At 67.1% G+C, this 21,056-nt stretch carries 13 protein-coding genes, 3 tRNA genes and 1 CRISPR repeat array (1 of these 17 only partly in view); of the genes, 5 read left to right on the forward strand and 11 right to left on the reverse strand.

Translation table 11 applies throughout. The features are described from left to right. The first annotated feature begins 2 nt into the window (after positions 1-2). Positions 3-1,379 carry an IS1249 family transposase gene (locus CWT10_RS10755; protein WP_280525554.1) on the forward strand — a complete coding sequence of 459 codons (1,377 nt, stop codon included), beginning with the start codon at positions 3-5 and terminating at the stop codon, positions 1,377-1,379. Then, positions 1,282-2,424, forward strand: a complete 1,143-nt coding sequence (locus CWT10_RS10760; protein ID WP_128683330.1) for an IS1249 family transposase — start codon at positions 1,282-1,284, stop codon at positions 2,422-2,424. The genes CWT10_RS10755 and CWT10_RS10760 overlap by 98 nt, the downstream gene beginning before the upstream one ends. A 317-nt stretch (positions 2,425-2,741) precedes the next feature. Here the strand turns inward: CWT10_RS10760 and CWT10_RS10765 are convergent. The 4 genes from CWT10_RS10765 to gltX form a co-directional block, all read right to left on the reverse strand. Beyond that, a tRNA-Glu gene (locus CWT10_RS10765) sits at positions 2,742-2,817 on the reverse strand. A 33-nt stretch (positions 2,818-2,850) separates the two neighbouring features. Beyond that, positions 2,851-2,923: transfer RNA gene (locus CWT10_RS10770), tRNA-Glu, on the reverse strand. An 84-nt stretch (positions 2,924-3,007) separates the two neighbouring features. Then, a tRNA-Gln gene (locus tag CWT10_RS10775) sits at positions 3,008-3,079 on the reverse strand. A 383-nt stretch (positions 3,080-3,462) separates the two neighbouring features. Continuing rightward, positions 3,463-5,031, reverse strand: coding sequence for a glutamate--tRNA ligase (gene gltX, locus CWT10_RS10780; protein ID WP_103063908.1), 1,569 nt, complete (start codon positions 5,029-5,031; stop codon positions 3,463-3,465). 796 nt (positions 5,032-5,827) lie between these two features. Between gltX and CWT10_RS10785 the strand changes: the two genes are divergently transcribed. After that, positions 5,828-6,586, forward strand: coding sequence for a hypothetical protein (locus CWT10_RS10785; RefSeq protein ID WP_103063331.1), 759 nt, complete (start codon positions 5,828-5,830; stop codon positions 6,584-6,586). 35 nt (positions 6,587-6,621) lie between these two features. Further along, entirely contained in the window at positions 6,622-7,863 is a 1,242-nt protein-coding gene (locus CWT10_RS10790) for a MalY/PatB family protein (protein WP_103063330.1), read from the forward strand. A gap of 49 nt (positions 7,864-7,912) precedes the next feature. Here CWT10_RS10790 and CWT10_RS10795 read toward each other — a convergent pair whose 3' ends face one another. The 6 genes from CWT10_RS10795 to CWT10_RS10820 all read right to left on the reverse strand — a co-directional run bounded on the left by CWT10_RS10795 (position 7,913) and on the right by CWT10_RS10820 (position 16,422). After that, positions 7,913-8,740, reverse strand: a complete 828-nt coding sequence (locus tag CWT10_RS10795) for a fumarylacetoacetate hydrolase family protein (RefSeq protein ID WP_103063329.1) — start codon at positions 8,738-8,740, stop codon at positions 7,913-7,915. A 66-nt stretch (positions 8,741-8,806) separates the two neighbouring features. Continuing rightward, positions 8,807-10,324 (reverse strand): alanine/glycine:cation symporter family protein, encoded by a 1,518-nt coding sequence (locus CWT10_RS10800; RefSeq protein ID WP_103063328.1) that lies wholly within the window; start codon positions 10,322-10,324, stop codon positions 8,807-8,809. A 219-nt stretch (positions 10,325-10,543) separates the two neighbouring features. Further along, positions 10,544-12,025 (reverse strand): alanine/glycine:cation symporter family protein, encoded by a 1,482-nt coding sequence (locus CWT10_RS10805; protein WP_128683410.1) that lies wholly within the window; start codon positions 12,023-12,025, stop codon positions 10,544-10,546. Positions 12,026-12,028: 3 nt separating this feature from the next. Further along, positions 12,029-13,525 carry an alanine/glycine:cation symporter family protein gene (locus tag CWT10_RS10810; RefSeq protein ID WP_103063334.1) on the reverse strand — a complete coding sequence of 499 codons (1,497 nt, stop codon included), beginning with the start codon at positions 13,523-13,525 and terminating at the stop codon, positions 12,029-12,031. 71 nt (positions 13,526-13,596) lie between these two features. Beyond that, the gene (locus CWT10_RS10815; RefSeq protein ID WP_103063326.1) at positions 13,597-15,057 is read right to left on the reverse strand and encodes an alanine/glycine:cation symporter family protein; all 1,461 of its coding nucleotides are present in this window, start codon (positions 15,055-15,057) and stop codon (positions 13,597-13,599) included. A 126-nt stretch (positions 15,058-15,183) separates the two neighbouring features. Next, a complete protein-coding gene (locus CWT10_RS10820; protein ID WP_103063333.1) occupies positions 15,184-16,422 on the reverse strand; it encodes a DUF4241 domain-containing protein in 1,239 nt (412 codons plus the stop codon). A 134-nt stretch (positions 16,423-16,556) separates the two neighbouring features. Here CWT10_RS10820 and CWT10_RS10825 point away from each other — a divergent pair, with 134 nt between their 5' ends. After that, a complete protein-coding gene (locus CWT10_RS10825) occupies positions 16,557-19,247 on the forward strand; it encodes a DEAD/DEAH box helicase (protein ID WP_233188177.1) in 2,691 nt (896 codons plus the stop codon). Positions 19,248-19,289: 42 nt separating this feature from the next. Here the strand turns inward: CWT10_RS10825 and CWT10_RS10830 are convergent, their stop codons facing one another. Then, a complete protein-coding gene (locus tag CWT10_RS10830; protein WP_103063325.1) occupies positions 19,290-19,802 on the reverse strand; it encodes a GNAT family N-acetyltransferase in 513 nt (170 codons plus the stop codon). 700 nt (positions 19,803-20,502) lie between these two features. Next, a CRISPR array of direct repeats spans positions 20,503-21,056; the repeat unit is 37 nt; unit sequence GTCAGGAAGCACCTCGCACCTCCAGGTGCATTGAGAC (it continues 211 nt past the right edge of the window).

The raw sequence follows: 21,056 nt of genomic DNA on the forward strand, positions 1-21,056 counted from the left end.
CCGTGAGAACACGGTCCCCACGAGCAAGACTCTGCCCGATCTGCCAGACCCCGATGAAGAAGTCCGGCCGCACCGCCGCAGGCACCAGGCGGTGGAAGTGCACCGCCTGCCGGTCCCTGGCCACCGCGCCGCGCCCACCCTCGCCGGGTAGGGCCGAACAGGCGGTGCTGGGCGAATTCATCGACTGGGCGACCGGCAGCCGCTCCCAGGCCGACATCTCCGGTGGTAGCGGCAGGGCGTTTCGCCGCCGGACGGCCTGGTGCTGGGACATCCCAGTACCCAAGCCGCCGGTCACCGGCGAGGTGTACTCCCAGATCTTCATCGACGGGATGTGGCTGGCCCACAAATGGGTGCTCCTGGTGGCCCGCAGTCCCACGCACGTGATCGCCTGGCAGTGGGCCGCGTCCGAGAGCGCGGCGGCCTACCAGGCGCTGCTAGCCGACCTGGCCCCGCCCGACCTGGCAACCACCGACGGGGCCGGCGGCGCCTTGAAGGCCATCGCCGCCACCTGGCCGGGCACTCCCATCCAGCGGTGTCTGATCCACGTGCACCGCGACACCGTCCGTGACCTGACCCACCATCCCAAGACCACCCCCGGCAAGGCCCTACTACGCCACTCCCGCAAACTGCTGAGCATCTCCACCACCGAGCAGGCCACCAGGTGGCTGGTGACCCTGAACGACTACGGCATCCAGTACAAGGACTGGCTGAATCAGCGCACCACCGCCCAGCAGGACCCCCAAACCGCCGCCCGCACCGGCCGCAAGTGGTGGTACACCCACCCCCGGGCGCGCCGCGCCTGGCGGCGCCTGGAACGCCTGGCCAAGCAGGGCCAGCTGTTCGCCTACCTGACCGACCCGGACGGCAAGCCCCGCCCCACCCCCGCCGAGCGCACCACCAACCCCATAGAGTCCATCAACTCCCAGGTCCGCGACCGGCTGCGCCACCACCGCGGCGCCACCACTGATCACCAGGCTGCCATCGCCGAATGGACACTGCACACCTACACCCAGGCACCGGCCACGCCCGCGGTGATCCTGGCCGACTGGCACACCCAAGGCCGCCCCCAGCGCGCCCGCACACCCAAACCCAAAACAAACGAGTTATCGGCGCGAACGTGGTGCTTAAGATCGGGGTTTTGGTTGCTGTGGTGCGGGAAAGTCGGAGTGATTATGGTCTGGGAGGTTAATCCGGGGCGGTGCTTGACATTCGCGGGTAGATGTGCGTGCCGTGAGAACACGGTCCCCACGAGCAAGACTCTGCCCGATCTGCCAGACCCCGATGAAGAAGTCCGGCCGCACCGCCGCAGGCACCAGGCGGTGGAAGTGCACCGCCTGCCGGTCCCTGGCCACCGCGCCGCGCCCACCCTCGCCGGGTAGGGCCGAACAGGCGGTGCTGGGCGAATTCATCGACTGGGCGACCGGCAGCCGCTCCCAGGCCGACATCTCCGGTGGTAGCGGCAGGGCGTTTCGCCGCCGGACGGCCTGGTGCTGGGACATCCCAGTACCCAAGCCGCCGGTCACCGGCGAGGTGTACTCCCAGATCTTCATCGACGGGATGTGGCTGGCCCACAAATGGGTGCTCCTGGTGGCCCGCAGTCCCACGCACGTGATCGCCTGGCAGTGGGCCGCGTCCGAGAGCGCGGCGGCCTACCAGGCGCTGCTAGCCGACCTGGCCCCGCCCGACCTGGCAACCACCGACGGGGCCGGCGGCGCCTTGAAGGCCATCGCCGCCACCTGGCCGGGCACTCCCATCCAGCGGTGTCTGATCCACGTGCACCGCGACACCGTCCGTGACCTGACCCACCATCCCAAGACCACCCCCGGCAAGGCCCTACTACGCCACTCCCGCAAACTGCTGAGTATCTCCACCACCGAGCAGGCCACCAGGTGGCTGGTGACCCTGAACGACTACGGCATCCAGTACAAGGACTGGCTGAATCAGCGCACCACCGCCCAGCAGGACCCCCAAACCGCCGCCCGCACCGGCCGCAAGTGGTGGTACACCCACCCCCGGGCGCGCCGCGCCTGGCGGCGCCTGGAACGCCTGGCCAAGCAGGGCCAGCTGTTCGCCTACCTGACCGACCCGGACGGCAAGCCCCGCCCCACCCCCGCCGAGCGCACCACCAACCCCATAGAGTCCATCAACTCCCAGGTCCGCGACCGGCTGCGCCACCACCGCGGCGCCACCACTGATCACCAGGCTGCCATCGCCGAATGGACACTGCACACCTACACCCAGGCACCGGCCACGCCCGCGGTGATCCTGGCCGACTGGCACACCCAAGGCCGCCCCCAGCGCGCCCGCACACCCAAACCCAAAACAAACAAGCCCACCACCAGCCACCCCGCCGGATGGGGCACCACACCCACCCCCGAAGAAGGCCTCTGGGCCCGCAAAGGCTGGGCCGGACGAACCAGCTAGAACACCACGACACGCCGGTCTAAAGCACCACGTTTACGCCTATAACCCAAACAAACAAGCCCACCACCAGCCACCCCGCCGGATGGGGCACCACACCCACCCCCGAAGAAGGCCTCTGGGCCCGCAAAGGCTGGGCCGGACGAACCAGCTAGAACACCACGACACGCCGGTCTAAAGCACCACGTTTACGCCTATAACCCACGTTTGCGCCTATAACCCGATATCCCGCCGATAACCTGGACTCGCGCAGATAAGCAAGAACCCGGCCACAAGAGGCCGGGTCTTCTGATCCGCGCGCTCGGGACCGCGACGCGCAATGGTACCCCGTACCGGATTTGAACCGGTGCTGCCGCCGTGAGAGGGCGGTGTCCTGGGCCGCTAGACGAACGGGGCCTGCCAACCGGTTCCGCGAGGAACCGTGGCTCGTACCCCGTACCGGATTTGAACCGGTGCTGCCGCCGTGAGAGGGCGGTGTCCTGGGCCGCTAGACGAACGGGGCGAGGATATTGAGTTGTGCGAGCCACCCGGACCGCACTCGCCCCCAACAATGATGATGGGCGACGGACGGCTCGTCAGCGCTCGGCTGGGGTACCAGGACTCGAACCTAGAATGGATGAACCAGAATCACCTGTGTTGCCAATTACACCATACCCCAAGAGATCGGTGCACCCGCGCGTCTTGCGCCCGGGCGGCGATCGGTAATCTACACGGCCTCCCGACCGACACCAAATCGCCGGGCCGTGAGTGCAACCACACCCCACGCGCCCCACCCTGGCCTCAAGGCTCGCATCTACGACGGCTTTCCCGGTTCGGAGGTGTGGAGGGGTGGCGGTCGCCGCACGGGTGCTGGCGGGCCCCCTCGCCGCCGCCCCTTCCGTACACACAGACGCCAACCCCGGACACGGCGAACCAACCCTGCACCCCCAAACCGAAACTACCGGTTTCCCCGCACCAGAACGTCGCAAAACTCACAGCACGTAGGCGAGCGCGCAACGCGTCCGGGAGATGCCTACCCCGCCGTTTCGGAGCCGCCCGGCCTCAGCCCAGTCGGGAGCGCAGGGCACGCAGGCGCGCCAGGGATGGCCCGGCCCCCAGGATCTCCATTGACTCGAACAGGGGTGGAGAGACCTGGCGCCCGGTGACGGCCACCCGCAGCGGCCCGAAGGCCAGACGCGGTTTGATTCCCATGCCGTCGACAATGGCTGCACGCAGGGCCTCCTCCAACACTTCGGTGCGCCACGGTCCGGGCAACGCCTCGAGCGTGGCGATCGCGGTGTCGAGCACCTGCGGGGCGGAGTCCTTCAGGCGGGAAACGGCCCGTTCATCGATTTCCAGCGCCGCGTCATCGACCAGCAGAAAGCCAAGCATGTCACGGGACTCACGCAGCAGCTGGATACGAGTCTGTATCAGCGGAGCGGCGGCGGCGAGGATCTCCTGCTCGCGCGGCGTCAACTCGGCGAAGGCGGACGCGCTGACCAGGGGCCGGGCGCTCCAGTCGGGGTCGGCCGGATCGGGGTAGGCATCGGCCAGGTAGGGCACCAGCCGGTTGCGGAAGTCATCACCCTTCAGCCGGCGCAGATGCTCGGCGTTGATGGCCTGGCACTTCTTGACGTCGAAGCGCGCCGGGTTGGGATTGACATCGGATATCTCGAAGGCGTCCACCAGCTGAGTTGGCGTGAATACATCCTCGTCCTTGGACAGGGACCAGCCCAGCAGGGCCAAATAGTTCAACAGCCCCTCCGGCGCCATGCCCCGGAAGCGGTGGATGAGCAGGTTGGACTCGGGGTCGCGCTTGGATAGCTTCTTGTTGCCCTCCCCCATCACGTAGGGCAGGTGGGCGAACTCCGGCATCCGCTGCGCCCTTCCGATCTCAATTAGGGCGCGGTATAGGGCCACCTGCCTAGGCGTGGAGGACAGCAGATCCTCCCCGCGCAGCACATGGGTGATGCCCATGGCGGCGTCGTCGACGGGATTGACCAGCGTGTACAGCGGTTCACCACCCGCACGTACCACCACATAGTCGGGCACGGAACCGGCCTTGAAAGTGACCGGGCCGCGCACCAGGTCGTGGAAGGTGATGTCCTCATCCGGCATGCGCATGCGCAGCACGGGCAGGCGCCCCTCGGCGCGGAACGCGGCCTTTTGTTCTTCGCTCAGGTCGCGGTCGTAGCCGTCGTAGCCGAGTTTCGGGTCCTCACCGTTGGCGCGGTGACGGGCCTCGATCTCCGCGGGCGTGGAGAAGGACTCATACAGGTACCCGGCCTCCAACAGCTCCTTGGCGACCTGACGGTACAGCTCGGTGCGCTGGGACTGGCGGTAGGGTGCGTGCGGACCGCCCTTAGCCGCACCCTCGTCCCAGTCCAGGCCGAGCCAGCGCAACGAGTCGAGGATCGCCTCGAAGGACTCCTCGGAGTCACGGGCGGCGTCGGTGTCTTCGATGCGCAGCACGAAGGTGCCGCCGGTGTGTCGCGCGTAGGCCCAGTTAAACAGGCAGGTGCGCACCATGCCGACATGCGGTGTGCCGGTGGGCGAGGGGCAGAAGCGGACGCGAATCGGCACGGGTCCAGATGCTGGCGGGGCCGGGGGCTTGAAGGTGTTCTCGCTCATGATGGGTCAACCCTAACCGGCTCTTCGTGTTTGGGGGTGTGGTGGGTTGACGGGGGTGGGTTGACGAGTGGTGGTGGTTGGTGGGTTCGTGTCGACGGTTCGTGGCTTGGACCGTCTTGGGACCGTCTAGCTGTACTTGGATCGCCCGAGACGCAGTTTCAGGCGGTTCAACTGGGGATACTGCGGTCGAGCTGGAGGCGCGCGGTCGAGCTGGAGGCGCGCGGTCGAGCTGGAGGATCGGGGTTCAGGTAGGCGTATTTCTGCGGCAGCGGGACCCGCTGACTTCGTATACGCGGACAGCCGCACGGTTGGGGGCCGGGACCTACGCTTTCACCGCTGGCCGATATACGCAGAGAACCGTTGGACCGTCTGGCTGCGGTTGGACTGCCTGAAACGCACTCTCAGACGGTCCAAGCGCAGTAGCGCGGTCCAAGTATGAGGTCGGCAGTCGGCAGGGCTCATCTGGGGGCCAGTTTGGGTGGCGGTGCTACCGCCGTCCTGAGCACGCCTCGTCCAAGGGCGCGGCCAAAGTCGTGGTGGCGCCCATAGGAGCAGCCCCTGTGACACGCTGGCCTATAGCACCATGTTTGTCCCGAGTCCCCGGGCCCTCTAGAGCGCTGCTCGGCAGTGTGTACTCGACGGCTACCCCGGGCCTTGCAGGGCTAAACGGCCTGGGCGCGGCTCCACAACGTCCGGGGGTCGAAGGGCGAGGACTGGGGAGCACTCCCCATGGCGATCGCCGCCGTATCCCGCTAACGTAAGTGATATCCCCGTAATCTACTTCCAGGAGCACTCCATGAACACTTCACCGTCCCCGAAGGCATCCCTCGTCCGCCGCCGCGCAGCGGCGCTGCTCGCGCTGGGCCTTGCGCTGCCCGGAATCGTCGCCTGCGAGGACGAGGCTCCGGTAACCGCGGCTCCTGAGACCCAGCAGACAGATTCCGCCGATGACCCGGATGCCGAGCCCAGTCCGCAGGATCGCTCCGCCGACGATTCGACCGGAGACGTCGACGACGACGCCTACTGGCGCTTCCCCATCCAGTTCGACGGGTGGCGTGTGGAGACGCTAGATGTGGAGGGTCGCAACGAGTTGAACACCACCGACGGCAAGTGCCTATACGAGAGCATCCAGAACGTCTACCCGCAGACTGAGTACAGCGACGAGCAGGAGACTCAGTTTCAGGCCGACGCGTGGGTCGAGGACTTCGAAGACGACTACCGCAACATCAGCTCCACGCAGAAGACCGACACCACGGTCACCGACCTGTCGGGCAACCCGGTGGAGATGATCAAGGTCGAGACCAACTACAGCAGCGACAGGAACGATTACAAGGCGATCACCTGGATACGCGTGTTCACCACCAAGCAGATGCCCGTCATGATGGCGCTGAACTACACCTGCACTATCGACGCCATCGACGAGACCGAACTCGAAGAGATGGTCTCGCAGACGCACATCGTCAACCCGGGCCCGGCCAAGATGGAGGACGGCACGCCGGAGACCTCCTCCAGCTCCTCCGACTCCTCCACGAGTAAGGACGACGACATGGTCTGAGGCGCCAGCCTCCGCTTCTTCCATACACTGCTCACATGACTGCCCCCAACGCCGACTCGATGCCCGCCTTCGACGACGTCGCCACAGAAGCGGCCTTCGACGCCCTCAGTCCCGCGGAGATGCAAAGGCGCGGCTCGCTGAAATGGACCATGTACCCCGGCGATGTGATCGGCGCCTGGGTGGCGGAGATGGACCTCGGGACGGCGCCGTCGGTCACCGCCGTGCTTCAACGCGCTGTCACAGATGGCTCCTACGGCTACCTGCCCCCGCAGATCGGCCAGGCAGTACGGGAGGAGACGGCCCGCTTCCAGCATGAGGCCTTCGGCTGGTCGGTCCGGGCTCAGGACGTGAGCCTGCTGCCGGATGTGCTCTCCGCGCTCGGCGCGGTGATCGCGCACCACACCCGGCCTAACAGCGCTGTAATCGTGCCGACGCCCGCATACATGCCGTTCCTCTCATTCCCCGGCATGTACGGGCGTCAGTGCGTGCAGGTGCCCGCCCTGCCCAGCCGCGACGCCGGTGGCGCCGTTAGCTGGAAACTGGATCTGGATCGCATTGAGGCGGCCATGGCCGACGGCGCTGGCCTGCTGGTGCTGTGCAACCCATGGAATCCGGTGGGGCGGGTGCTGTCCGCCGAGGAGTTGGACGCCGTCGCCGTCCTCTCCGGGCGTTACCGGGTGCCGGTTTTCGCCGACGAGATCCACTCCTCGCTCATTGTGGACCCCGGCGCGACGCACCTGCCCTACGCCTCCCGCCCGACCGCCGACCCCGATCTGACCTTCACCGCCACCGCGGCCTCCAAGGGTTGGAACATGCCCGGCCTCAAATGCGCCCAGCTGATCGCTTCCGCCGAAGCGCGCAGGGCGTGGGACACCAACCCGTTATCCCATCACCTGGCTAATGAGGCATCGCTGCTGGGCGCGCGGGCGACCGTGGCCGCGCTGCGGGAGGGGCGGGAGTGGAATGCCTGTGTGAACCGATATGTACGCGCCAATGCGCGGCTCGTGGCGCAGGCGCTGAGCGCAATCGACGGTGTGGAGATGACGGTGCCGTCAGCCACCTACCTGGCCTGGCTGGACTGCTCTGCGCTGCCTCTGCCCCAGGGAGTCGGCCCGGCGGAGTTCTTCCGGCGCGAACCCGGGGTGGCGATGAATGACGGCGCCACCTTCGGCATCGGCTACGAGTCCTTCTGCCGACTGAACCTGGCCACCGGACGGCGCATCACAGAGCTGATCGGGCAACGCCTGGCCGACGCCGTCGCCCACCTGCACGCCTGAGGAGAGGCCTTCTTCCCCCGCGGATGGGCAGACCGCGACTGCGCCCGGCTCAGCTGGTCACAACCGGATTGCTGATGGAGCCGATGCCCTCGACCTCGACCGCGACACGCTGGCCGGCGCGGATCTCGCCCACACCGGCGGGCGTGCCCGTGAGCACGACGTCGCCGGGCAGCAGCGTGAACACCCGGGAAACGTAGGCGATCAGTTCGGGAACCGGATGGATCATGTCAGCAGTGGTGCCCTCCTGCACGATGCGCCCGTCCACGCGCGCCCGCACCACGGCGCTGGCCGGATCGAATCCGGGGCCGTCGGCGCCGGGCTCGGGAATCTCAATCCAGGGACCGAGCGGACAGGATGTGTCGAAGGCCTTGGCGCGGGTCCAGGTTTCGTCTGCGCGTTGGCAGTCCCTGGCAGTTACATCGTTGGCAACCGTATAGCCAAGGATCGCTGCGGCCGCTTGAAGCGGTGATGCGTTCTTGACCACGGATTTGATGACGACGGCGAGCTCGGCCTCGTAGTGGACCTCATCGGACCATTCGGGCAGCACGATCGGGGTATCGGGGCCGATGACGGCCGTATTGGGCTTGATGAAGACGATTGGCTCAGGTGGGGCGGCCGTGCCCATCTCGGCCGCATGGGCGGCGTAGTTCTTGCCGATGCCCACAACCTTGGACCGGGGAATCACCGGGGAGACCAGGCGCACCTCGGTCAGGGCAATCGCCTCCCCCGTAGCCTCCGGCGCGGTGTAGAACGGGTCGCCTTTGAGCGCCAGCAGGCGTCCGGCGGATTCTCCGCAGGGGACGGCCTCATCGGCGGGCAGGCCGTCGACTATGCCATAACGGAGTTCGGCTCCGGTGGAGAAGCGTGCGATCTTCATGGCGCGACCCTAGACGATCATCCTCATGACCGGGAGGTTGAGCGGCGGGTTGGGTCAGGGCGCCGCTCAATCGGCGCTGATCCCGCTCGGCTCTGACTCACGCAAGGACTCGGCCTCCTCGGTCCAGATGTCACCGGGAAGCTCGGCGGGAAGATGGGGATTGGCTGTGGACACGAAGTAGATCTTGTCTCGCGTACCGGATACGAGCTCCCGCTGTTGCTGCTCCCAGTCGCGCAGAGCGCCGAAGGCCCATTTGCCCAGCAATACCACTGCGATGATGTTGATGATCGCCATGACTCCCATGGCGACGTCGGACAGGTTCCACACGAAGGACAGGGAGGCCACCGCCCCGACTGCGGCGGCGACCACGATCATGGCGCGAACGCCGTAGTGGCTGTGCCCCATGCCGCGCAAGAAGTCCATATTCACCTCCGCATACGCATAGTTGCCCAACAGCGAGGAGTAAGCGAATACGAACACCACGATCGCCATCAGATACTGGGACCACGGTCCGAGCACGGCGCTCACGGACTCCACGGTGAGCGTGCCGGCGGCGTCGCGGTCGGCGGTGGCGGGGTCGTAGACGCCGGACAGCAGAATGATCAGGGCGGTGGCCGTGCACACCACAATCGTGTCCACGAACACGCCCATGGACTGGATGAAGCCCTGCTGGACCGGGTGGTGCACGGTGGCGGTGGCGGCGGCATTGGGGACGGAGCCCTCTCCGGCCTCGTTGGAGAACAGTCCCCGTTTAATACCGTTCAGGGTGGCGGCCATGAAGCCGCCGCCGAGCCCCCACAGCGCCTGGTCCAAACCGAAGGCCCCCTTGAACACAGAGGCCAGGGCAGAGGGAATCGCGTCGATGTTGAGCACCAGTATGACCACGGCGATGATCACATAGACCAGGGCCATCAGCGGTGCCAGCCACTCGGTGATGGCGGCCACCCGCTTGATGCCTTTGAAGACCACGGGGGTGGTGATCACGACCAGCACAATCGCCGTCACCCACGGTTCGACGCCGAAGGTGCCCTTGAGAACATTGGAGATGGCGTTGGCTTGGGTGGCCTCATAGGCGAAGCCGAATACGAAGGTGATCACGACGGCGAAGACGCTCGCCAGCGTCTTGGAGCCCAGACCCTTGTGGATGTAGTAGGCGGGTCCGCCGCGGAAGGTTCCGTCGGGGTGGGAGACTTTGAACATCTGGGCGAGCGTGGACTCCACGAATCCGGTGGCCATGCCCACCAGCGCCACGATCCACATCCAGAACACGGCGCCGGGACCGCCCATGGTGATGGCGATGGCGACGCCGACAATGTTGCCGGTGCCCACGCGGGAGGCCAGGCCGACGGTGAAGGCCTGGAAGGAGGACATGCCCTCACCCACGTCGCTGCGGGAGGAGCTGATGGTCCGCAGCATCTGGGTGAACAGGCGCAGCTGCAGGGCGCGGGTGCGCCAGGTGAAGTACAGGCCGGCCGCAATCAGCAGCCAGGCCAACAGGTCACCGTAAAGGTGGTCGGAGATGTCCTCGAGCACGGCAGCGGGGCCGTCGAAGAAGCCGGCGTTGGGCAGGAGCGTGGGATTCATGTGTCTCCGGACGTAGTCGGGGGGCGCCGCTTGATGGGCGTACGGGAGCACGTCGCAGGACGTGAACCCGGGCGATCGGTGAACATTCGATTCAGCGGAGTCGGCGACGAAGCCGACCGCTGTTACAGGTTATGGACACTCTATTTCAGTTGAATGTCGTAATAGCCGGCGGTGTCTCCAATCTCACTGCTGTCTGAGGATCCAGGAGGGATGGTGACCTCACGCCGGTCCGAGCCGGTCGTCCCAGACGTCGCCGGGTAACTGGTCAGGCAGGTACGGGTTCGCTGCCGCGACGAAGCGGACTGCGGCTTCCGGCTTGTGGCCTGCGCGCACCTGGCGCCGCTGAGCCTCCCAGTCACGCAGCACGCCCAGGGCCCACGGGGTCAGGACCACCAGGGCGATCAGGTTCAGGACGGCGCCGACGCCAAGCAGCACGTCGGCTAATGTCCATACGGTGGTCAGGGCCGCACCACCGCCGATGAAGGCACAGACGACGGCGGCGGTGCGCAGCGCCGTCGTCACCCACGGAGTGCGGGTGAGATAATCCAGGCACACTTCGGCATAGGAGAATGCGCCCAGGATCGTGGAGTAGGCCAGTACGAACACCAGCAGTGTCATGGGCCAGCTGGTCCACTGCCCCAGGACGGCGGCGATGGCGGTCTGGGTGAGGGTACCGGAGATGTCCGGATCTTCGGCGCCGGCTACCAGCAGGGAGTAGATGCTGTGGTCGGAGCCGCCGGCGATGAGAATGGCCAGGGCGGTGGCGGTGCAGATAAAAAGGGTGTCCACCAGCACACCGAAAACCTGTACGAATCCCTGCTGGGCCGGGTGCGCAACCGTGGCCGAGCCGGCCGCGCATGCGGCCCCGCCCAGGCCGGCTTCGTTGGAGAACAGGCCCCGGCGGACACCGTTGAGCAGCGCCGCGATGACGCCTCCGGTGGTGCCGGCCAGCCCCGCGCGTAGGTTGAAGGCGCCGGCGAAGATCTCGCCCACCGCGTTCACCGCCTGGAGCGGATGACTGACGATGATGGCCAGGACCAGTAGCAGGTACAGGCCCGCCATCGCGGGGGCGAGCCATTCGGTTACCCGCACCACCGAGCGCAACCCGCCCAGCAGCACCGGGGCTACAAGCATGGTGACGATCACCGCACCCTGCCAGGGTGTGAGGCCGGTGGAGGCACCCAGCGCCGCCGTCATGGCGTTCGCCTGAACCATCGGCATGGCCAGGCCGTTGGCAACCATGAAAACGACGGCGAAAACCCCTCCGAGTACTGGCAGGCGCATGCCACGGGCCATGTAGTAGGCGGGCCCGCCGCGGTAGGTGCCGTCCCCGCGACGCACCTTGAACAGCTGCCCCAGGGAGGCCTCGGCGAATGCGGTGGCGGTGCCCAGCAGCGCCACCACCCACATCCAGAATACGGCGCCCGGTCCGCCCAGGACCAGGGCGAGGGCCACGCCGACGATGTTCCCGGTGCCTACCCGGCAGGCGAGTCCCACGGCGAAGGCTTGGAAGGATGAGATCCCGCCCGCGGCGCCGGAGCGGGAGGAGGCCACTGACAGGACCATCGAGAAGAAGTGGCGCAGTTGCAGGCCGCGGGTGCGGATGGTGAACCAGGCGCCTGCACCCAGGAGCAGCCAGATCAGGACGGTGCCGAACAGCAGGTTGGAGGTGCTGGATAGGAAGTTGTTCAGGGCGTGCACGGCTCAGCCCTCCAGATTCTTCGGCGCGGCGTGGCCGGAGTCGAAGTGATTGGGGGTGGCCGGGTCCGACACGGGCTCCCACACGCCGGGAAGCACATCACCGGGCAGCTCGGGGTTGCCGTGGCCGATGAATACCGGCTCGACTCCGACGGCGCGCTGGGCCTCCCAGTCGCGCAGAGCGCCGCGCACCCATGGGAACAGCCACACTATCACCACCAGGTTGAGCACACCCATCAGCCCCAGGGCGATATCGGTCAGCGCCCACACGATCGGCAGGGTCAGCACGGTGCCGGCGAAAGCGGCGACGGTCAGCAGGACGCCGAAGGCCTGCTCGGCGCGTTTCTCCCCGCCCAGGAAGTTGACGTTGACCTGGGAGTAGGAGTAGCAGCCCAGCACGGTGGAGAAGACCAGCACGAAGATCAGTATGACGATCGGCCAGGTAGTCCACTGCCCCAGGTGCTCGGCCACGGCCTGCTGAGTCAAAACGGCGCCCACTAGCCCCTCATCGCCGGGCCGGTAGGTGTCGGTGGCCAACAGGATTAGCAGTCCGGTGGCGGTGCACACCAGGCCGGTGTCCACGAACACGCCGAAGGACTGGATCAGGCCCTGCCGTACCGGGTGGGTGGTGGTGGCGGTGCCGGCCGCATTGGGGACTGTGCCCAGTCCGGCCTCGTTGGAGAACAGACCCCGGCGCACACCGTTGAGGATGGCGGCGATTACGCCGCCGGTCGTGCCGAACAGGGCCTGGTCAAGCCCGAAGGCACCGCGGATGATCTGCCCCAGTACGGTGGGGATCTCACCGGCGTTCATCACGATAACCACAAGGGTGACCAGCACATAGGCCAGGGCCATGAATGGGGCGACCACCTCGGTTACCCGGGCAACGGACTTCAGCCCGCCGAGCACCACCGGGCCGGTGAGCAGCACCAGCGCCACTCCTACCATCCACGGGGCCACATCGGGGACGGTGGCATTGATGACGCCGGCCAGGGAGTTGGTCTGGACCATCACCACGGTGACGCCGACGCTGACTATGCACATGCCCGCAAAGATCGAGCCCCACAACTTCGAGCCCAGCCCGTTCTTGATGTAGTAGGCGGGCCCGCCGCGGAAGGTGAAGTCGCGACCGCGCTCCTTGAATACCTGGGCGAGGGTCGACTCGGTGAAGGCGGTGGCCATGCCGATCAGGGCCACCACCCACATCCAGAACAGGGCGCCGGGACCGCCAGCTACCACGGCCAGCGCCACCCCGGCGATATTGCCGATGCCCACACGGGCAGCCAGGCCGACGGCGAAGGCCTGGAAGGAGGAGATGCCACCCGCGGCACCGGAGCGGGAGGAGGCGATGGCCCGCAGCATGGAGCCGAAATGCCTGACCTGCACTCCTCGGGTACGGATGGTGAGGTAGATACCGACGGCGATCAGCAGCGCCGCCAGCAAATAGGTGTAGAAGATGTCGTCGATCTGATTGAGGGTGTCCTCAATGTTGGTGAGGGTCATGGTGGGTACTGCCATCGGGGCTCCTAGCCGGTGGGATTCAAGGTAGCGGGGCGGACAGAGTCGGTTCCGGGTCAGTTCCAGACGTCGCCGGGGACATCTCCGGGCAGGTGGGGGTTGTCGCGCCCAACGAAGACGGGTTCTTCAACCCCGGCGCTGCGCTGGGCCTCCCAGTCGCGCAGGGCACCCACCCCCCACTTGGACAGCAGGATGAGGGCGATGAGGTTGGTGACGGTCATTACGGCCATGGCGATGTCGACGGCGTTCCAGACGACGTCGAGCGACAGCACAGCACCGACAGTGGCGGAGACCACCGAGACCACCCGCACGGTCCAGGTGGCCCAGGTCTTGCCGCCGGTCAGGAAGGACATGTTGGTGTCGGAGTAGACGTAGGCGGCGATGATTGAGGAATAGGCGAGCACGAAGATCAGGACTGCGATGGGCAGGATGGTCCAGCCGCCCAGCTCGTGGGAGACGGCCATGATGGTCAAGGTGGAGGGGTTGGCGCCGTCGGCGCCCCACACCTCGGGTCCGGCGATGAGGATGACGAAGGCGGTGGCGGTGCACACCACAATCGTGTCGATGAATACGCCCAGGGACTGAATCAGGCCCTGCTGCACCGGGTGAGAGACGGTGGCGGTTGCGGCCGCGTTGGGGGCGGTGCCCTGGCCGGCCTCATTGGAGAACAGGCCGCGCTTGGTGCCGTTGACGACGGCGGCCAGGATGCCTCCGCCCAGGCCTCCCACCAGCGGCTGGGGGGCGAAGGCGGAGGAGATGATCAGGCCAAGCACCTCCACGAAGCGGCCCAGGTGCATCACGCAGATGATGAACACCAGGACGATATAGATGGAGGCCATAATGGGGGCCATCCACTCGGTCACGCGGGCGACGGTGCGGATGCCGCCGAAGATGACCATGGCGGTGAACACGAAGACCAGGGCAGCGATAACCAGCTGGGCGGCGGACAGTCCGCCGAAGCCCGCGATGGCGGCGCCGTCGTCGCCGATGGCGCCCAGGAGTGTGCCGGCCACGGCGTTGGACTGCACGGAAGTGATGATGAAACCGCAGGTGACCAGGGTGATGACGGCGTAGACGCCGGCCAACACGGGGCTGCCCACGCCGGCGCGCATGTAGTAGGCGGGGCCGCCGCGGAAGGAGCCGTCGTCGGCACGGACCTTGAAGATCTGGGCGAGGGTGGCCTCGAAGAAGGCGGTGGCCATACCTACCAGGGCCACCACCCACATCCAGAACACGGCTCCGGGCCCGCCCATCAGCAGGGCGGCGGCCACCCCGAAGATGTTGCCGACCCCCACACGGGCGGCCAGAGAGATGGCGAAGGCCTGGAAGGAGGAGATGCCGCCGCGGGCCCCGGAGCGGGAGGAGGTCACCGCCCGCACCATGCCAGGCAGGTGCCGCACCTGCACGCCCCGGGTACGAATTGTCAGAAACAGGCCTGTGCCGACCAGCACCCACATGGTTATATGCGCGGTGATCCAGTCGGCGATCGAAAGCAGGCTGTCTGCGAGAGCTTCCATGAACTAGCGCCCTTCCGCGTGGGGATACGGGAACGCGCGGCATCATGTCACAGTCCGGGCCGAGAACCATTATCCGTCCGCATACTCATACGCCGTCGGTATCACCCAGGTGACAGACGCACCCGCTCAGGGCCGCGACTGTCCGAGCGGCGACGCCACCGCCTCCTGGACGACCCCGTAGTCGATCATGAGTTGCAACGGGTGGCCGTCGCGATCCAGCCCCCAGTACACGGCGTAGGTACCGTCCCCCCAGCCGGAGCTGGTCATGACGCCAATGGGTCCGGTGCCACAGTCGAACATCGTCATATCCTCCCAGCGGCGCTCCGGGAACGGATTCCAGGCGTTCCACCACTGCCGCCGCGTCAGGCTTATGTATGCGGCGGCGTCGACGATCGCGGCGGTGCCCGAGTCCACGCCCACCGCGGTCCCGACTCCGGGGAAGAGCGCAGCAGCACACCACCGCACGGGCTCGCCGTCGTCGAGTACCGCCCGCACCGCGGCGACCCGCTCGTAAGGCCCCTGTTTGGTGTCGATGGTCGCCAGCAGCGCCTGGGCCGTGGCGATCCCCGGCCGCACGCGCAGCGCACACGTGTACATCATGCTCGTCTGCGAACCGGCGTCTCCCACGGCGAGTAGTCCGCCATGTGGGAAGGAACCGATCGTTTGCACCCTGATTCGTCGGACCGGTGAGCGCCGCTGGGCCTCGGCGAGCGCCCGCTGCCACTGGGGTCCTTCGGTCTCATCAACCCGCTGCGCCAGCTCGAATTCGTCCACAGGATCGCGGGCCCAGCCGTCGTGGAACAGCGCACCGGGGTTCGGGCTGTCCACCTCGGGACTGAGGAGAATGTCCTCATAGGGCGCCATCCCATCCGGCGCCTGCAGCCACTTGCCTCGCCGGTCCTCGGGCACCAGGGGCTGGCCGGGATTCTCGTGGTACTCGTCGATCCTGTCTATGAGCCAGTCCCCGGCCTGGTTGAGCAGAGTTATTTCGATTATGGACCCGCCCGGGACGCCGGTACGCGTCATCCGTGCCCGCGCCAAGTTCCCGTATTCCTCGACCCGCTCCACCTTGCAGGTCTGCGGGCTGTAGTCGCTGTATGAGGAGAAGCCGTACCGGCGCTTAACCCAGGACCGTTCGGTTCGGTGGGCCGTATCAACGGCGTACATCGCCTCACTCCAGGCCTCGAAGGGATCAGGGCCTGAATCACCCTTGTCCCTCCTCCGCCTGCGAGATCCGCCGAATACGGCGGCATGCCGGTCGGCGGATGCGTCCTCGTCATCCGGCGGATAGAACAGCGGCTTGACCCGCGCGTGGGCGGCGGCATAGTCCGCCAGGAACGCTTCTACTCGGTTGCGCGGATCCATATCCGGTCCAATCGTGAAGGTGACGGTATCCCGCAAGACTGCCACATTCGTGTCCGTCAACTGGGAGGCCGTCAAGGAGCGTAAACCGGGGCGACCGTCGCGGGGCCGGCCAGACGTCATGAGACGATGACCGCATGCCAGCCCCAACCGCACCCGCGCTCAACGTCATGCTCGACTCCCTCATCCCCGCCGATGATCCCGAGCGCGTCCCGGAGCCGGAGGAGGTCTACCTGGCCTTCGCCGAGTGGGCCGAGTCCAGTGGACGGCCGCTGTATCCGCACCAGGATGAGGCCCTGAGCCAGATCCTGTCCGACAGGCATGTGATCGCCGCCACTCCCACCGGCTCGGGCAAGTCGATGATCGCGCTGGCCGCGCACACCGCCTCCCTGGCCCGTGGCGGCCGCTCCTACTACACGGCCCCGCTCAAGGCGCTGGTCAGCGAGAAGTTCTTTGAGCTGGTGGGCCTGTTCGGGGCGGACAACGTCGGCATGGTCACCGGTGACACCTCCATCAACGCCGCCGCCCCCATCATCTGCTGCACGGCGGAGATCCTGGCCAACCAGTCACTGCGGGAGGGCGAGGCGCTGGACGTGGACACGGTGGTGATGGACGAGTTCCACTACTACGCCGATCCGCAGCGCGGCTGGGCCTGGCAGGTGCCGCTGCTGGAGCTGCCGCAGGCGCAGATGGTGCTGTTGTCGGCCACGCTGGGGGACGTGTCCTTCTTCGTGCGGGACCTGCGCGAGCGCACGGGCCGGGAGGTCGCCGTCGTCGACGACGCCGTGCGCCCGGTGCCGCTGGAGTGGGAGTACGCGATCGAGCCGATCGGCGATCTGCTGCAGCGGCTGGTGGAGCAGGACAAGGCGCCCGTTTACGTGGTGCACTTCTCCCAGAAGGAGGCGGTGGAGCGGGCCTCCGCACTGCTGAGCGTGGACCTGGGCGCCAAGAAGCGCAAAGAGGAGCTGGTGGCGGCTATCGGCGACTTCCGCTTCGGGCCGGGCTTCGGGCGTACCCTGTCGCGGCTGCTGCGCTCGGGGATCGGCGTACACCACGCCGGCATGCTGCCCCGCTACCGGCGGCTGGTGGAGCGCCTGGCACGTACGGGACTACTGTCGGTCATCTGCGGCACCGACACCCTGGGGGTGGGGATCAACGTGCCCATCCGCTCGGTGGTGCTGACCAGCCTGGTCAAGTTCGACGGCGCCAAGGAGCGGCACCTGACGGCGCGGGAGTTCCACCAGATCGCCGGGCGCGCCGGCAGGGCCGGCTTCGACACCCGCGGCTACGTGATCGTGCAGGCGCCCGAGCACGTCATTGAGAATGCGCGCGCCCTGGCCAAGGCGGGCGATGACCCGCGCAAGCGCCGCCGGATCGTGCGCAAGCAGGCGCCCGAGGGGCGCGTCAACTGGACGGACAAGACCTTCGAGCGGCTGCGCGACGCCGCGCCGGAGACGCTGACCAGCCAGTTCCAGGTCACCACCACCATGGTGCTGAACCTGATGGAGCGTGACGGCGATCCGGTCCAGGCCATGGCGCAGCTGCTTGAGCGCGTGCATGAGCCGGAGGCCTCCCGGCGACGGCACGTGCGCCGGGCGATAGAGATTTACCTGTCTCTGCGCACCGCCGGGGTGCTGGAGCACGTCTCCTCCGCCCAGGCTGCCGCCGATGGCCGCCCCCGGCTGCGCCTGGCCGTGGACCTGCCCGATGAATTCGCCCTGAACCAGCCGCTGGCGCCGTTCGCCTTGGCGGCCATGGACCTGTTGAACCTGGAGGACCCCGAGCACACGCTCAACGTGGTCTCGGTGGTGGAGGCGACCCTGGACGATCCGCGGCCGCTGCTATACGCCCAGCAGCGGCAGGCCCGCGGCGAGGCGGTGGTCGCCATGAAGGCCGAGGGCATGGACTATGAGGAGCGCATGGCGGCCCTGGAGGACATCACCTGGCCGCAGCCGCTGGCGGAGCTGCTGGCTCCGGCGCTGGAGATGTACAAGCAGTCCAACCCGTGGGCGGCCGAGTATGAGCTGAGCCCGAAGTCGGTGGTGCGGGACATGGTGGAGAGCGCCATGACCTTCTCTGACCTGATCTCTCGCTACGACCTGGGCCGCAGCGAGGGCGTGGTGCTGCGTTACCTGACCGACGCCTACCGGGCGCTGCGGCAGGTGGTGCCCGAGGAGCACCGCACCGAGGAGGTGGAGCAGCTGACCGACTGGCTGGGCGACCTGGTGCGCGCCGTGGACTCCTCCCTGCTGGATGAGTGGGAGGCGCTGGGCGCCGCCCAGTCCGGGCATGCGCAGGAGGGCGCGGATCTGCTGCAGGCGGACCGGGCCGACCAGGCCGCGGGGGCGGAGCGGGCCTTCGGGGCTGACGCCGATGGCAAGCTGCCCTTTACCCGCAACCTGCACGCCTTCCGGGTGGCGGTGCGCCGGGAGATGTTCCGCCGCGTGGAGCTCATGGCCCGCGACGACGTCGAGGGCCTGGGACGCCTGGACGCCGCGTCCGGCTGGGGCGAGGACCGCTGGGATGCGGCCCTGGGCCGCTACTGGGACGAGTACGACTGGATCAGCACGGACACCCCCGCCCGGGCGGTGGCGCTGGCACCACTGGATGAGGCGCCGGATGATGCTGCGCTGGCGGCGGCCGGGGTGTCGGAGCGGGCGCGCGAGGCGCTGGACGGCTCGGGGCGGCGCGTGTGGTTGGCTACTCAGATCCTGGAGGACTCGGCGGGAGACCACGACTGGCGGCTCACGGCCCTGGTGGACCTGGACGAGTGCGACCGGGCAGAGGCCGCCGTTGTGCACCTGTTGCGTGTCGGCCCGCAGAGCTGAGGGGCGGCGTCGGGACGGCCGGTCTGTTAGAGGGATTGACTCCTACCGGCCAGGTCGGGCGAGCGGCTTAACGAAGTGGCGGAGTTGGTAGGCGCCTGCGGGTGTTCTCCCGGTCTCGCAGTAGCCGAGCCGTCTGTAGAGCCGAATGTTGGCGGCGCTGTGCTCCCCGGTGAAAAGCCGTATCTCCCGCGCGTCCGGGAAGACAGCCTCGGCGTGACGCAGAAGCCGGGTACCCAGGCCCTGCCCTTGACGGTCGGGGGCGACGATGAGCCGTCCGAGCTCAACCGCGTCTCCGCTGTGCCGCAGACGCACGGACGCAATGAGACGGCCGTGATCTCGGATACCGCACGCCGTGACGGCGGGGCCTGAGAGCTCCTCCTGCAGCTCGGCGAGGGTCTGCGTCAGGGGCGGGAGGCCGAAGTCACTGTGTGCCCTGGCTTCGGTGATGTAGGCGGCCCGCTGTAACGTCAGGATCTCGCCCGCGTCCCGCGCGCCGAGTTCAATGATGGTCGGCGCATGCTCGTGCTCGGGGGCGGAGGCGCAGGTGCTGCTCATGCCCCCAGCCTTCCACGTATGGGCAACTCCCAGCCCTGCGACTGCCGGAGCCGTCGGGCCGAGGACATCCCGGCTGGCCCGAGAACGTTTCCCTAGGCCCGACAACGACCACCGGCATCACAACCTCTACCCGAACCACCACACCCACAAACGCGAAGAGCCAGTCATCCGGGTGGTCAGTGCGTCTGATGTATGGGTTCGGGGTCTACTACTCCGGTTCGGGCTCTACTACGCCACTTAGGTGTTTGTTGAAGGGCTCTGGACCGTTCAGCAGAGTCCTAAGTGGCGTACTCAACGGTTAAGTAGCGTAGTAGAGGTCCCGGCGAGGTAGGTGGGTGTTCGCGTTGGCGCTTGCCGGGGGCGTTGGTGGTCGGTGGTGTTGGTTGGGGGTAGGTGGGTGGTGTCCGGGGCTGTGGCGTGCGGTGCCGGTAGGGCGTGTGTGGCTGGTGGGGTGTGGCGGTGAGGTTGCGATTTGGTCTACGGTACAAAGTTTGGTGCGTTTTGACGCCGACTTTTCCGCATGACTTCGTTGAAAGTTGGTGGCTGGAGGGGGCTTGGGGGGTGTCGGTGGCGCTTGGCTTGTTTTCAACGAAAGGTGGTAGTTTTGGGGTGGTGTTAGCCGGTCTCGTGGGGTGCTTGCGGGGTCGGTGGCGATCTGGCCTCTGGAAGTGGCGGTATGACGCGGTTTCCAGAGGCAGGGGTCAGGAAGCACCTCGCACCTCCAGGTGCATTGAGACCGTTGTCGGCATAAAGTTGCCAGCCCATGATAACTCGTCAGGAAGCACCTCGCACCTCCAGGTGCATTGAGACGTCACAACGAGAGCTAAAGGGAAGCCCCAGTCTAGCGTCAGGAAGCACCTCGCACCTCCAGGTGCATTGAGACGTTGCCCTAGCCGTCGTCGACATCGCCATTGTTGACGGTCAGGAAGCACCTCGCACCTCCAGGTGCATTGAGACATCAGATCGCGCACCCAGTCGTCTAGTCCTTCGTAGGTCAGGAAGCACCTCGCACCTCCAGGTGCATTGAGACCTCCGGGTTCGGCGTCTCCGGGTTCGGCGTCTCCGGTCAGGAAGCACCTCGCACCTCCAGGTGCATTGAGACCTGCGCCCCTAACAGTGCGAAGGCGCCCTCGACCCCCGTCAGGAAGCACCTCGCACCTCCAGGTGCATTGAGACAAGGGCGGCGTACGAGATCGCTTCGCCAGTGAGGGGTCAGGAAGCACCTCGCACCTCCAGGTGCATTGAGACGCGCGT

Source organism: Actinomyces qiguomingii (genome assembly GCF_004102025.1).
Taxonomy (GTDB): domain Bacteria; phylum Actinomycetota; class Actinomycetes; order Actinomycetales; family Actinomycetaceae; genus Actinomyces; species Actinomyces qiguomingii.